This is a genomic window from Chitinispirillales bacterium ANBcel5, assembly GCA_029688955.1.
GTDB lineage: Bacteria > Fibrobacterota > Chitinivibrionia > Chitinivibrionales > Chitinispirillaceae > Cellulosispirillum > Cellulosispirillum alkaliphilum.
Genome location: JARUKZ010000006.1, coordinates 106,990 through 120,554 on the forward strand (window position 1 = coordinate 106,990; position 13,565 = coordinate 120,554).

20 protein-coding genes and 1 tRNA gene are annotated in these 13,565 nt (G+C 39.6%); 8 read left to right on the plus strand and 13 right to left on the minus strand.

Annotated elements, in window-relative coordinates; translation table 11 throughout:
- Positions 1 to 80 precede the first annotated feature (80 nt).
- The gene (locus QA601_04945) at positions 81 to 821 is read left to right on the plus strand and encodes a toxin-antitoxin system YwqK family antitoxin (GenBank protein MDG5814413.1); all 741 of its coding nucleotides are present in this window, start codon (positions 81 to 83) and stop codon (positions 819 to 821) included.
- Positions 822 to 893: 72 nt separating this feature from the next.
- Here QA601_04945 and dacB read toward each other — a convergent pair whose 3' ends face one another.
- The gene (dacB, locus tag QA601_04950; GenBank protein MDG5814414.1) at positions 894 to 2,342 is read right to left on the minus strand and encodes a D-alanyl-D-alanine carboxypeptidase/D-alanyl-D-alanine-endopeptidase; all 1,449 of its coding nucleotides are present in this window, start codon (positions 2,340 to 2,342) and stop codon (positions 894 to 896) included.
- A 110-nt stretch (positions 2,343 to 2,452) separates the two neighbouring features.
- Between dacB and QA601_04955 the strand changes: the two genes are divergently transcribed.
- Positions 2,453 to 2,668: a hypothetical protein gene (locus QA601_04955; GenBank protein MDG5814415.1), complete on the plus strand. Its 216-nt coding sequence runs from the start codon at positions 2,453 to 2,455 to the stop codon at positions 2,666 to 2,668.
- 34 nt (positions 2,669 to 2,702) lie between these two features.
- Here the strand turns inward: QA601_04955 and nrdR are convergent, their stop codons facing one another.
- From nrdR to QA601_05015, 12 genes are all read right to left on the minus strand, one after another.
- Positions 2,703 to 3,179, minus strand: a complete 477-nt coding sequence (nrdR, locus tag QA601_04960; protein MDG5814416.1) for a transcriptional regulator NrdR — start codon at positions 3,177 to 3,179, stop codon at positions 2,703 to 2,705.
- Positions 3,180 to 3,216: 37 nt separating this feature from the next.
- On the minus strand, positions 3,217 to 3,906 hold the full coding sequence (locus tag QA601_04965; GenBank protein ID MDG5814417.1) for a hypothetical protein: 690 nt from the start codon (positions 3,904 to 3,906) through the stop codon (positions 3,217 to 3,219).
- Positions 3,903 to 5,195 (minus strand): hypothetical protein, encoded by a 1,293-nt coding sequence (locus QA601_04970; GenBank protein MDG5814418.1) that lies wholly within the window; start codon positions 5,193 to 5,195, stop codon positions 3,903 to 3,905. The genes QA601_04965 and QA601_04970 overlap by 4 nt, the downstream gene beginning before the upstream one ends.
- Before the next feature lie 37 nt (positions 5,196 to 5,232).
- Positions 5,233 to 6,042: a 4-hydroxy-tetrahydrodipicolinate reductase gene (gene dapB, locus QA601_04975; protein MDG5814419.1), complete on the minus strand. Its 810-nt coding sequence runs from the start codon at positions 6,040 to 6,042 to the stop codon at positions 5,233 to 5,235.
- Between the two features lie 10 nt (positions 6,043 to 6,052).
- Complete coding sequence (dapA, locus tag QA601_04980) at positions 6,053 to 6,937, minus strand: 4-hydroxy-tetrahydrodipicolinate synthase (protein MDG5814420.1); 885 nt, start codon at positions 6,935 to 6,937, stop codon at positions 6,053 to 6,055.
- 117 nt (positions 6,938 to 7,054) lie between these two features.
- Positions 7,055 to 7,504, minus strand: coding sequence for a 50S ribosomal protein L9 (gene rplI, locus QA601_04985; protein MDG5814421.1), 450 nt, complete (start codon positions 7,502 to 7,504; stop codon positions 7,055 to 7,057).
- A 30-nt stretch (positions 7,505 to 7,534) separates the two neighbouring features.
- The gene (rpsR, locus tag QA601_04990; GenBank protein ID MDG5814422.1) at positions 7,535 to 7,765 is read right to left on the minus strand and encodes a 30S ribosomal protein S18; all 231 of its coding nucleotides are present in this window, start codon (positions 7,763 to 7,765) and stop codon (positions 7,535 to 7,537) included.
- Positions 7,766 to 7,799: 34 nt separating this feature from the next.
- Positions 7,800 to 8,192: a 30S ribosomal protein S6 gene (gene rpsF / locus QA601_04995; GenBank protein MDG5814423.1), complete on the minus strand. Its 393-nt coding sequence runs from the start codon at positions 8,190 to 8,192 to the stop codon at positions 7,800 to 7,802.
- Positions 8,193 to 8,249: 57 nt separating this feature from the next.
- A complete protein-coding gene (gene pth, locus QA601_05000; GenBank protein MDG5814424.1) occupies positions 8,250 to 8,879 on the minus strand; it encodes an aminoacyl-tRNA hydrolase in 630 nt (209 codons plus the stop codon).
- 20 nt (positions 8,880 to 8,899) lie between these two features.
- Positions 8,900 to 9,496: a 50S ribosomal protein L25 gene (locus tag QA601_05005; protein MDG5814425.1), complete on the minus strand. Its 597-nt coding sequence runs from the start codon at positions 9,494 to 9,496 to the stop codon at positions 8,900 to 8,902.
- A gap of 70 nt (positions 9,497 to 9,566) precedes the next feature.
- Positions 9,567 to 9,641, minus strand: a tRNA-Gln gene (locus tag QA601_05010).
- A 119-nt stretch (positions 9,642 to 9,760) separates the two neighbouring features.
- Positions 9,761 to 10,066 (minus strand): SpoVG family protein, encoded by a 306-nt coding sequence (locus QA601_05015; GenBank protein MDG5814426.1) that lies wholly within the window; start codon positions 10,064 to 10,066, stop codon positions 9,761 to 9,763.
- 372 nt (positions 10,067 to 10,438) lie between these two features.
- Here QA601_05015 and argF point away from each other — a divergent pair, with 372 nt between their 5' ends.
- From argF to QA601_05045, 6 genes are read left to right on the plus strand one after another with little or no spacing between them, the layout of a single operon-like run.
- On the plus strand, positions 10,439 to 11,377 hold the full coding sequence (gene argF, locus QA601_05020; protein ID MDG5814427.1) for an ornithine carbamoyltransferase: 939 nt from the start codon (positions 10,439 to 10,441) through the stop codon (positions 11,375 to 11,377).
- A gap of 4 nt (positions 11,378 to 11,381) precedes the next feature.
- Positions 11,382 to 12,152: an ATPase domain-containing protein gene (locus QA601_05025; protein ID MDG5814428.1), complete on the plus strand. Its 771-nt coding sequence runs from the start codon at positions 11,382 to 11,384 to the stop codon at positions 12,150 to 12,152.
- Positions 12,152 to 12,466, plus strand: coding sequence for a hypothetical protein (locus QA601_05030; protein MDG5814429.1), 315 nt, complete (start codon positions 12,152 to 12,154; stop codon positions 12,464 to 12,466). Before QA601_05025 ends, QA601_05030 begins: the two co-directional genes overlap by 1 nt.
- Positions 12,463 to 12,762 (plus strand): hypothetical protein, encoded by a 300-nt coding sequence (locus QA601_05035; GenBank protein ID MDG5814430.1) that lies wholly within the window; start codon positions 12,463 to 12,465, stop codon positions 12,760 to 12,762. The genes QA601_05030 and QA601_05035 overlap by 4 nt, the downstream gene beginning before the upstream one ends.
- Positions 12,763 to 12,785: 23 nt before the next feature.
- Entirely contained in the window at positions 12,786 to 13,163 is a 378-nt protein-coding gene (locus QA601_05040) for a response regulator (GenBank protein ID MDG5814431.1), read from the plus strand.
- Positions 13,138 to 13,560, plus strand: coding sequence for a response regulator (locus tag QA601_05045; protein MDG5814432.1), 423 nt, complete (start codon positions 13,138 to 13,140; stop codon positions 13,558 to 13,560). The genes QA601_05040 and QA601_05045 overlap by 26 nt, the downstream gene beginning before the upstream one ends.
- The last annotated feature ends 5 nt before the right edge of the window (positions 13,561 to 13,565 follow it).

Here is a 13,565-nt window from a genome sequence, read left to right on the forward strand (position 1 = left end):
CACATAAAATAAAGGTTTGACGTACCCTTTTTCAGAATGCATTTTCATTTTATCCATAAACTTCTCTGAAAGGGGTAAAAATGAAATTCAAGGCTTTACTTGCACTTTTTGGATGCATTGCCGTGGTTGGGTGTACCAGCAGCACTCCGGAAGAATTTGTAGAAGAAACTTACGATTGTGGCGCAAAGCGTAAGGTTAATACATTTGTTGGAAGAAGAGATAATATCATTCGAACAACCTTCTACTTCCAGGATGGACAGGTTCAGTCAGATCAATTTTTTAAAAATGGTGAACCCGATAGTATTATGGTTATCTTCAACCCCGATGGAAGCAAGCTTCAGGAAACGCATTTCTCTTCGGGCAAAAGGCATGGAGTAAGAAGGGTGTGGCATGAAAATGGCCAACTTCAAAGTGAAACGATGTATGAATATGATAGTCCTGTAGGCGAAGTTATTACCTATTATGATGATGGAACAAAAAAATCAGAAGTAACGTATGTTGATGGCAACAGACATGGAAAAGAAATCACCTATTTCCCATGCGGACAAGAGGAGAGAGTGAGAATTTTCGATATGGGTTTACCGCATGGTGAAGATTTAGAGTATTATGAAAACGGCCAGTTGAAAAGTAAAAGGATGTGGAAAAGTAATGTACTTCATGGTCCATATGTTAGGTATCATGAAAATGGTAGAGTAAATGAAAAGGGAACCTTTGTAGATGGAGCGTACGACGGTGAAAGAGTGAGGTATAACAGTCATGGTCGCCGAACAGCCCTTGTAACCTATGAAAATGGTGAAATGATTGAAGGTGAAAGCTTTTAAAGGGTATCTTATAAATAGATAAAGTCAGGGCTGTTTTGAGATAGATCAAACCAGCCCTGTTTTTTTCTGCATCTAATTCCATCTAACCCCGGTTGAAACGCTTTCTAATATTTTTTCCTGCATGACCCAATTGTCAAATTGTCCGTTTCCTATTCCATTGCATAGAATTGCAAAAGCATACGTTCGATCTTCAAGCAATACGTAACCCGCAAGAGTACTTACATTAAGCGAGTTCAGTGTACCCGTTTTAGCCCTTACAATACCCTTGAGTCTCGATCGTCGAAACCTTCTATCCAAAGTACCATCAACACCTGCGATTGCAAGTGAGCTGAGAAGATCAGGAAAATATGTCCTTTGTTGTGAAATGTAAGAGAGTAGATTAACGATTTGATCGGCACTTATTCTGTTCACATCTCCCATACCTGAACCATTGTTTAATACAAGTTCTCCTGGAAATTCATTCTTATTCCACCATTCTCTTAAGACTTCTACACCTCCACTCCAGGAGCCTGGTATAGCATTTTTTTCTGCAGAAATGGTCTTAAGAACCATTTCAGACGCAAAATTGCTTGAATATTTCAACATCGCTTCCACAGATTCGATTAGAGGTTGACTCCTGAAAACATAAAACGCCCCCTCCTCTTCAAGCGATTCCGGTACTCTTTCTCTAAGAGTCTGGCCATTGAATTCTATTCCAGCCCCGTTAAAAAGATCCCTTATTACGCCACCAAAAATTTCCCATGTCTGCCAAACCTTTCGATAGGTATAGTGAGGCCTATCAAGAGCCGACATTACCCCTCTTACATTAACCTGTGTTTGACCGGATACAGATGAAGTAGATACATCCAAATTACTTCTAAGCCCAGGGGAAGTGGTTTTGGCAGTAGATTTTATCGTAACCCCATCTATTCGGGGAAATATATCTACTATTACCGGTGAACCTATGTCCTGCCCCGATCGCTTATGAATAGCTACTGAGCTAAAATTTGCCGAAAGAGAACTTATAAGAGGTGAATAGGCACGACTTGTCAAAGTATTTGTGTATCCCGGTCCAACAGAAACGGTATCAAAGTAAAAATCATCTAAAATAAGATCACCATTTATTTTTCTTACTCCTCTATGATAGAGCTGCTGAACAAAGAGCCATAATCTTTGAGCATTTAGCCCCGGATCTCCCCTTCCCTGGATGTAGATATTTCCATCTACCACTCCAGAGTCACTATAAAAGGTACTATCAATGAACACTCGTGTAGAAAACCGGTAGCTGGGACCTAAAATATCCAGTGCAGCTGCACTGGTTAGCAGTTTCAAAACAGAGGCGGGATTAAAAAGAGAGTCACTGTTCACTGAGACTAAAACAGAATCTGTCTCCAAATCTTTAATTACTACTCCAATGCCACCAGTAGTGTAACCATTTCTTTTAAGCAATTCTTCAACGATCTCCTGTTTATTGCCCCAGGAATCTAAGACAGGTATTAATACAAGAAAAAGTGAAAAATAGAGAATACCACCCCTGCTCATAATTAAACCTCATTTCTGGTTGTTTTTACTTTTTTCGAAGCTTCCAAAATTCTATTTTAGAACCTGTATGAAATAAATAATAATTTAAATTTTAATGGAGCCCAAAAAATATGCCTAAATATTCTATAGCATTTATTACACCTTCAAAAAGGCAACAAATTAGACATAGAATTATAGAAGAAGAAAACAGAGATTCTGCTTTAGAGAAATTTTTTAATGAAGAAGCGAGCGAATTCTATTCTGCTGACGACCAGGGGTTCTACTATTTTAAAGATGATTTTTTCGATGAGATAACAAGCTCCGGAAGCATAATTGAAATAGATTAATTAGCCCTTAACCAGTACTCAAAAAGTGAGCTGTTTATTTTAAATTTGTCAGCGGCTCAATTTTTGATTCTATCTCTTTTACCTCTGAAATAAATTCAGAAACATCCTTAAATTTTCTGTAAACAGAAGCGAAGCGAATATATGCGATTTCATCCAGTGCATATAATTCCTTCATTACCATTTTGCCTATTTCAGTGCTTGGGATTTCAGATTTTCCATATTTTTCAATCTGATTTTCTATTTTATCTACTACACTTTCAATTTTTTTAGTGCTTATTGGTCTCTTTTTACATGCAGCGACAATTCCCTGAAACAGTTTTTGTCTATCAAAAGACTCTCTTCTTTGATCGTGTTTTATGATTGTTAAAGAGATGCTTTCTATGTACTCATAGGTGGTAAAACGTTTTCCGCAATCAAGGCATTCACGCCGCCTCCTAACCGCCTGTCCTTCCTTACTGGTTCTGGAATCTACAACTTTGTCTTCTTCGTAATTGCAAAAAGGGCAGCGCATTGTTTTTTCTCCTATCCACGATCAGGTTAAGGTTGATCTAAAAATCCACACCAACTTTTAATCCGTATGCATCATTAGCGCTAGTGTAATCCGGTTTAATACTGATAGATGAAAGAGGGGGCCTGTTTTCTCTACGACCAGATGTTCTGGCATCAACAAACGATACGATTCGATTAAGGACCAATGCCCCCAAAAAGAAACTTGATGCAACCTGAAAACGTCTAGAGCTTTCTCTCAGCTCATTAAATTCACCCTGAAACGATTCATCTGCCCATCTCCACCACATAGCGGGATCTACATACATATCACCCGGGCTTCTGTTAAGTTTCATCACGTTATTGTACTCTTTAGAATCCATAAAATTACCCACATTACGCCAATAACTCTCATCTCTCACAGAAGCACTCGCCCCTGCATTAGTACCGGCATATGCAGCTGCACTCGCTGCAAGGTTACGGGATTGGCCGTAGGAGTAGATAAGTCCAACTAAGGAAATAATGTCAACTGCCATGTAGCTAAACGCCGAAACTGGTCTGTCCAGATAGTAGTGCCCCAGCCCTGGAAGTGCGATAGCAAGTGCCATGTTAGCATTACTGGGCTGAGTACTCTCAACTTGAGGAGAGAATAAATCAACTGTATCAGTTACAACATCTTCTTCAATGATGATCTGAGCACTGCTCTGCCCAGCGAATACTAAAATAAAGACCAGAAAAACGATTAGTTTCAAAACTGAACCCTTACAGCAACGCCTGGCACATTTTCAGAACCAGTGTTCACAAGTTGTTGTTCAATGCTCATACGATTCCAAACACTCTCTTCACCTAAAAGCCTCCGATTATGAGCCCTGGCAGTAAAACCTGCATCCAGAGCACTTACTAAATGATTTACGATCAAAGCGTAAAAAGAATAGTATACAGCTCTTGAGTATCTATCCGACCGAACGACCAGGTCATTATATTCGTTAAGATACCGGGAATATCCCGAAATATTAGTATTACCACCCACCATATCTATAAGAAAATCATTAGTTGATGATTTTACAAATTTGTCACCGGCACTGGTTTTTAGAGTGTCCGTAGCATAATATATATCGCTAACAGAAGGTTCATTACTGTCTTTCCAGCCTCTCATATAATAATTTTCTCTGATGCGCTCATAAAACCTACTGTTGCGATCCTGCGCCCATTTATAGAACTTTTCATCAATAATATGAGGACCGATAATCGAATCCAAATCTCTATTTTCATCTTCGCTTATTCTCTTCAACTCAGAATAATACTGCTCAAAGAGCGATGGGTCGTAATGTTCATCAGCAAACTCTCTTGCCTCATTCCTTTTTGAGCGAGATAAAACCGAAAAGGTAATTGAGGTCGAAAGTATTGCTACTTCTGTAGCTATGAACGCTGCGGATTTTACTTTGTTATTTGCATAAGCCTGCCCCAAACCGGGCACAAGCAGTGAGAGAAACATCGCTCTCCGGGGAGATTTGTATTCTTCTAAATTCTGAGCGAAGTTAATAGATTGAGTTTCTTCAATTATTGGAGCTTGTTGCTCTTGAGTCACTACTTCACTTTCAACTGTTTCGGTTGAGGCTGGGAGAGGAGCATCTGGTGAAGTAGCGGGTGAATCATCAGAAAGCTGTTCATCGACAGACTCATGCTGCTGATCATCAACCACCTTCACCTCATCTTCAGAAATATCATCCCCTTTGATATCTAACCCCTGAGATCCTAACAGGTCCTGCTCCCCATCTCCCTGCAGCAATTGTTCTATATCAAGCGGAGCAGCCTTACTGCCTTCATCTACATCATCCAAGACCATATCTTCTACATCATCATCATCGACAATTACTTCCTCTTCTTCAATGATTAGATCTTCCACATAAATATCTTCAAGAATCAGTTCATCTTCAGAACCATCTTGAAGTGAAGAAGAGATGTGGGATGAATCTGCTATAGCCAAAGACAAGAATATAAACAGCAGACTACAGACACGAACAATTGTGCTTTTTTCCATAAAACCTCTCAGTTAGTCTCTTTATTATAACATAAAATTATATTCCGAGCACATCTTTCATGCTATAGAAACCCACATCTTTTGAAGAAATCCATTTTGCAGTCTCAACCGCGCCACGTGCAAACGTGGATCTGCTATGTGCCATGTGGCGTAACTCTATTCTTTCCCCAATTCCGGCAAAGAGAACGGTATGATCTCCTACAATGTCCCCACCTCTGACAGCGTGCATACCCACCTCAGTAGCGGGCCGGGTTTGGGAAGCCATTCCAGAGCGACCATCCACCACAGCTTCATCATAGCTCTTTTCAAGAACCGAAGAGATAATTTCACCTAATCTTTTTGCCGTCCCACTTGGAGAATCCTTTTTAAACCTGTGATGCGCTTCAATAATTTCCATATCAAAACGATCTTTAAGACTCGAAGCGACAAGCTCAGTAAGAGAGAACAATAAATTAACACCAAGGCTTGTGTTAGGACTTACCAGAACAGCTATATGTTTGGATGCATTTTGGGCTAATTGGTAATCATCCTCCTGCAGCCCGGTTGTTCCAATAACCATTGAGAAGTTCCCTTTTTCAGGCAAGTTTTTCAAGTTAGCTCTGGTTGACTCTATTGAAGAGAAGTCAATAACCACTTTTTTTTCAAGGTTGATCTCATCAAGCGAAGGCGCTACAGCAATCCCCAAATGACCGACCCCAATACATTCCCCGTAATCCTTGCCAACAGAAGGATGTGAGGGATATTCAACACATGCTGCAATACTTACATCTTCATCAGCAAGTGCCACTTTTGCGATCTCAACCCCCATACGCCCAAGGGCACCTACTATAATTATTTCAGTTTTCATAGTATTCCTCTCAGGATACAGAAACAGAGTACGATTTTAGTACGTTTAGTAGTTGTTCTTTATTGCTTTCGAGCATTGAAACGAGAGGAAGCCGCACAGTCCCTCCATGGAGCCCGTAATAAGACATAGCCTCTTTAATGGGTACAGGGTTGCTTTCAATAAAGACGATTTTTGTTAATGGAAGAAGCTCTTCATGAATTTTAAGGGCAGATTCGTGTTCACCTTTGAGGTAGTTTTCAATCATCGCACTCATTTTATCCGGCACGATGTTGCCAATCACTGATATAACACCCTTACCTCCCACAGATAGAATGGGCAGAGTTAAACCATCATCACCTGATAAGATTGTTAATCGATCCCCACACCTTCTGTGAATTTGAGAAACCTGGGCAACATCGTTACTTGCTTCCTTTACAGCAACGATGTTTTCAAAATCACATAATCTTTCAAGTGTTTCCGGAAGAAGATTAATACCAGTTCTTCCGGGAACATTGTACACTACAATGGGTAATTTTGAATTGTTTGAAACAGCTGAAAAGTGCTGATACAACCCTTCCTGGGTTGGTTTATTATAATAAGGAGTGATACTCAGGATTGCATCTGCACCATTCTCTGCGGCATCTTTTGCAGCAGAAACGGCTTCTTGAGTGTTATTGGATCCAGCTCCTGCAATAACCTGCACTCTTCCTTTGGCCTGCTCAACAGCAATTTTAACAACCCTATTGTGCTCTTCCCAGTTAAGAGTGGCAGATTCGCCAGTTGTGCCACATGGCACTATACCTGCAGCACCTTTTTTGATAATAAATTCTATATTTGACCTTAAACCTTCTTCATCAATTTTCCCATCAGCTGTAAATGGAGTAATGATAGCTACATAGCATCCTTGTAATTTCATGTTCGAAATAACTCCTTTTTGTTTAAAACTTTCTACATAAAAAAAAGGCCGGATCAAATTGAGTTATAAACTCAACAGCCCGGCAGGCAAATTATCAATGATAAAAGAAAGGACGGGCTATTTTTCCTCTTTTACCACCCATACCTTCAACTTAGCATACACATCTTTATAGAGATTTATCTTTATAGAATAGACACCAAGACTCTTTATCGGCTCATCAAGATCAACATTTCTCTTTTCGACATCAAAACCTTCCTTTTTAAGAAAGTCTGAGATCTCCTGAGCTGATACAGACCCATAAATTTTATCCTCTTCACCCACTTTAACCGGAATAGTACAGGGGACCTGTTCAATTTTCTTTGCTAATTGACGAGCTTCTTTAATCTTTTTCTCTTCTTTATGCTCAGCAGTTTCTTTTACCTGAGCAACTACTTTTTTATTACCCTCGGTAGCTGGAACGGCAATTTGTGATGGTATAAGAAAATTTCTTGCATATCCATCCTTCACAGCAACGACGTCCATTGCCTTGCCGAGGTTTCCATAATCTTTCATGAGAACTACTTCCATAATATTCCTCCAATAATTCCCCGGAAGGTCCTATTTGATGTTTTCAGATACAAATGGTAACAAAGCCAAGTGCCTGGCACGCTTAATCGCCATTGCCAGCTTTCTCTGGTTTTTAGCAGAAACACCGGAGAGTCTGCGTGGAACTATTTTACCTCGTTCGGTAATAAATCTGCTAATTGTTTTGATATCTTTATAGTCAGGTTTGACCTTATTTTGCTCAAACCAGCACACTTTCTTCATTCTTCTTCTAACAAATGCCATTATTAGTTTCTCCTGTTATCAGGTTAATTCCAAATTATTCTTTCTCAGCCGTACTGCTTTCGGTTTCAGCTTCAGAGCTCTCTTGAGCCTCAACCTTCTGCTCTCTACGAGCAACAAGTGCCTCTCTTGCAGCTTCGTTTTTCAGATCTCTTAGTACAGTTAAATGTCTAAGTACCGACTCATTCAGTTTGATATGTTTTTCAAGTGCTGCCGGAACGGTACCCTCTCCCTGATAAAGGAATAGCACATAGTAGCCAGATTTTTTCTTTTTAATGGGGTAAGCAAGCTGTTTTTTTCCCCAAACATCAGCTTTCTCAAAATCTGCGTTAGCAGAAAGAAACTCTTCTACCTGCTTTTGCTCTTTTTCTATCGCATCCTCCGGAAGAGTTCCGTCAAATACGAACATTGATTCATAAGGTCGCTTCACCTGTAAACCTCCTATGGTCGTTAGGCTCCAACTTTCATAAACGGAGCAGGATTATTTCTATTCTATAACTAAAGAATTGTATTCGTTCATTGCGCTATCCAGTCCATTTTTCAACATAAATTGAATAGCAATGACTGCTTTGGAAATAACTTTATCTACCAGTTGCATTTCAGTTTCTGAAAAATCTCCCAAAACGAAGTCTATGACGGCACTGTTAGTGGGCAAAGGCCCTATACCTACACGTAATCTCGAAAAATCGGATCCGATTTGGGATATAATAGACTTTAGCCCATTGTGTCCGCCGTGAGAGCCTCCCCTACGAAATCTTAGTGTGCCCAGAGGCAAATTAAAATCATCCACTATTACCAATACATCAGAAGCAGATAACGAGTAATCCTCTACCGCTGTTTCAATCGCTGAACCGCTTCTGTTCATATAGGTTTGAGGCTTAATAAGCAGGACTGGTTGTTCGTTTGCAAAACCACTTTTGCACTCTGAATTGTACGCACTGAATTTCAACTGCTCATTAAGAATGGAACCCAATCTATCAGAGATCATAAATCCAACATTATGCCTGGTATTATGATACTCATCACCTGGGTTTCCCAATCCTGCAATGAGTTTCTGCGGCTTAAATTTTGGTGTTTTTTTACCTGAAAGTATTCCAAAGAGCTTTAGTATATTCATTAATAAAAGCTAATCAACACTTACTCTGCACCGCCTTCTTCACTGGTTTCTTCAGCTTCGCGGGTAGGTGGAGTTACAACTGCAAGTACTTCATCTGCAGGATCTTTTAATTTAAGATTTGGAACAGTAACATCGCGCACATGGATGGAATCTCCAACCTTCAGCTCAGAGACATCAATGGAAATTTTTTCAGGAATGTCTCTTGGCATACACTCGACCATAACAGTTCTAACCGGATGCCCAAGAATACCATTATCAACTTTTACACCTACCGGCACTCCAGTAACTTCAACTGGCACATCAACCGTTACAGTTTTATCCATAGCCACATGCAAAAAGTCGATATGAAAATACACATCGTTTTTAAGTACATTTCTCTGTATTTCACGAATTACTGCTACAGAATCACCATCTTTGTCCAGGCCCAAATCAATAAGATGAGAGAGCTGTTTTGCCCTTGCAATAGCCGAGAAGTCTTTGCTTGAGACCTCAATTTTCACTGGATCCTGATCGTGACCGTAATAGATTGCCGGGACCCATCCCTGAGCACGCGCTTTGCGGGTGTAAGATTTACCCGAATCAGTACGCTCACGTGCCTGCAATTTAATGATATCCAAAGTGCGACCTCCTAAGATAAGACGCTGTGGGTTTTATGCCAAGTTTTGATTTATCAGCCCAAATTAAAAATGGCTGGGGCGGAAGGATTCGAACCTCCGAATGCGTGGACCAAAACCACGTGACTTGCCACTTGTCGACGCCCCAGCAAAGGCTTTTTGTGAAAGAATTTTCAAATATAATTAATGGTCACTGTTAAGAGTAGGAAAAGTGACCATCACAGCGTTTTTTCTTAAGGAAGTGTCTTATCCTTTTAAAACGACTCTTTAGGAAGATGTGACGATGTTGCCAAACAAAATGCTTTCATTTTCATTACACCTGTTTATTTTATCTTCAAAAGCATCAAGAACCCTGTTCTCGATTTCAATTCGCATTTCATTGGTTATAGGATGCGCCAGATCCTGAAATGAACCATCCCTTCTGCGCCTGCAAGGCATTGAGACAAAATACCCCTGACTTCCATTTATCACCTTAAGTCCTCTGATGACAAAACAATCGTCTATAGTAATACTGGCGTAAGCTTTAAGTTTGTTTTGATTATTCAGCGCGATACGCACTTCTGTGATTTTCACAGCAATTCCTCCTATGTGTGTGAATCTATACGGTAGGTAATGAGAATCTAGATAATAAGGTGTCTATTCTTTAATATATAAAGATTAATTCCATTTGCCAATACTTTTATGAAATACTTTTTAAAAGAGCTTTCTATAGCAGCAAAGTGTTTCAACAACTATATTTAAAAACGTAATAATTAATTCTGGGCAGTTACACCACAAAGAATGATAGTTACCCATCTACAGTTTTTTTTGATAGCAGAAGAAAAAAAAGGGATGGGCTTTGCATTTAAACTTGCGAAAATGTGGTGTATAACTATTATATTAGTTTAATTGGTCCAGTTTTTCTATTTTCAGGTATATTATTTCATTTTTTCGGACTTAATGCTAATGACTGTTCAAAAAAAGGATCTTCTTACACTTCTCGATTCCTCAGCCGATGAAATAATCGGCATGATCAAACTTGCAAAAGAATTGAAAGAGGAACGCTACACCATTAAAAATTCGATTTTTTCACAAAAAACAGGTGTACTAATATTTGAAAAGCCCTCGCTCCGTACAAGAATTACCTTTGAAACCGCAATAAATGAATTGGGGGGACATGCCATTAACCTGGAAAGCCAAATGGTTGGAATGGGTAAACGGGAGTGTGTAGAGGATGTGGCTCGAAATCTTGAACGCTGGGTACACCTTATAGTTGCCCGTACCTATAGTCACAGCACTGTTGAACAACTTGCCCGATATTGCTCTATTCCGGTTATAAATGCCCTTACAGATACATTCCATCCGTGCCAGGCGATGGCTTTTGGACTTACTTTGTACGAAAAACTTAGTTTTGATAAAAAGCGTAATGTCGTGTTTATCGGTGATGGAAACAATGTATGTAATTCCATAATGGCATTATGTTCCAAACTGGGGTTCAATTTTACTGTAGTATGCCCCAAAGGTTACGAACCCGACCCTGTAATACAAAAAAGATGTCAGGAAGAATTCAAGAAATCAGGGGGTTCACTTACTCTTACCAACCAAATGAGCCCTTCAATAGAAACTGCTGATGTTTTATATACCGATGTCTGGACCAGCATGGGTCAGGAATCAGAATCCGAGAAGCGTAAAAAGGATTTTTCTGGGTTTCAGGTAAATATGGATACACTATCCCGTGCACAACCAGATATTCTGGTGACACATTGCCTCCCAGCGCACAGAGGTGAGGAAATCACAAGCGATGTATTAGATAGTGATCATAGTATAGCTTTCGATGAAGCGGAAAACCGTCTGCATGCACAAAAAGCAATAATAGTTAATCTCCTCTCATTCAACAATGGTTAAAAACATGAACGTAGCACGTGTTCAATTCGGTATCAAAGATCTCGACAAAATGATTTGCGGCGGACTTCTGGAGGGCTCAGCTAATCTCCTTGAAGGGGCTCCAGGAACCGGAAAAACAACTCTGGCCATGCAATTTATTTATAACGGAATAGTTAAATACGATCAGCCAGGGCTAATTATCACCTTTGAAGAGTTCCCTCAGCAGTACTACCACGATGCGTTGCAGTTTGGGTGGGATTTAAAGAAACTTGAGGATGAAGGAAAACTTAAGGTCATATTTTCAGACCCCTATACTACGCTTGATGAGTTTGACCGCATGGATGGAGAATTGGTCTCGATAGTAGAAGAGATGGGCACGAAAAGAGTGATTGTGGATAGCATGACCCACTTTGAGTCATTGACCGACGATCAGCATGATCTTCGCGAAATAGAACGCAGGTTCATTAATGCACTTAAGCGTGAAAATGTCACCAGCATTTTGCTTAGAGAAAACAATAACCTTCTGGGCCAGGTTTCACAGGTTAGCAGTAAAATCCCATTCATCGTCGACAGCTATATAATACTTCGCTATGTAGAGGTTGATAGTGCAATTGAAAAAGCGCTCTGTTTCCTGAAAATGCGTGGAAGTGATCACCAAAAAGACATTCGCTGTTTTAAGATAACCTCCAAAGGAATTGAGGTTGAAAGCAAGTTCAACGGCAGAGAAGGAATACTGAGTGGGTTTACCCATTCTACACCACAAGATGCTTTCGTGAATGTTTTCGGGAAGAAATAATGTTTTTAACCACTCCGACATTAGCAGAAACACTACTGCTTGCCGGTTATGTACTCTTTTTTATGGGCATGAATATCATCGCCCTGCTGATCTCCTCATTCTACAAACGTAAGTTTTCTCAATCATCCCCCAGTTTAGGATTTTTAGTTGCACTCTTGCTCTCTGCCATATTTATCATATACCTGTTTTCTGGATATATTAACAGTTCTGGAATCCAACTGTATGCAGCGATCATGCTTTTAGGAAGTGCTTTAATGTCTACTTTCAGCATCGTAAATCTCTTTTTTACCATGCGAAGGGAAAAAAATAAATGAATTACCTATATACTATCTTCTTTTTTGACATTAGCGCTTTATCATTTATGCTCGTCCTTTCTTATTTAAGCAAACGCCTGGGTGAGGCGTTAAAGATCAGGCCGTATTATAAGATCCTTTATATCACTTCTGCTATCGTTCTTAGTGCCACTTCTATCGAATTAATCTCTTTGCATGATAAAATTTTACCATTTCAAAACTATATTACCATGGGGATGAGATTAGGAGGGGCAGCAATAGCTTTCTTTGTATGCTTAGTGTATTGGAAATGGTTGTTTGGCGAATTTAAAAAATAGATTGGCTAAGGTTAAAGAGTAAAATGAATGAAAAAATATTGGTTGTAGAAGATGAAAGTGATATTGCGGACCTAATCAAGTTGGTACTTGAATCGGCAGATTTTAAAGTTAAAACCGTACTTGATCCGCTAAAAGCATTGGAAACAGCAAGAGAATACAGGCCAGATGTTATTTTTCTCGATTTATCCATGCCTAAAATGGATGGCTGGACCGTATTCAAACATATCCGTAATGATTCATCCTTTGCTGATGTACCTGTAGCGATTCTTACTGCAAAAACTCAGCATTTTGACCAAATGGTTGGTCTGCATGTGATGAATGCAGATGCTTACATAACTAAACCCTTCGGAAAACAGGAACTGATCGACAAGACCTATGAGCTCATTAAAGGAAAAAAATAACCGCATACTGGTCGTTGATGATGAAGTTGACGTTTTGGAATTCCTCAAAATTTATCTGGAAAGTCTGGGGTGGGAAGTTACCATTGTGTCAAATACTGCCGAAGCTTTCGATGAACTTGAGAAACAACCCTACTTTCTGGTCCTTACTGATATTGCCATGCCTGAAATGGACGGTTATGAATTTATAAGCCGAGTCAAAGAAAAAGACATCCCCTCCCAAATGGCTCTGATGACAGGTTTTGGGTATAACCCAAAACATACATTGGTGAAAATTTATAAAACTATTCGCTATCCCTGTCTCTTTAAACCATTCAATAGATCAAAAGTTGCAGGTGCAGTGAAAAATGCCTGGGATTTGTATCACCAGGATTTAGAACAATCTGATTCTACCAAGTAGAAAAC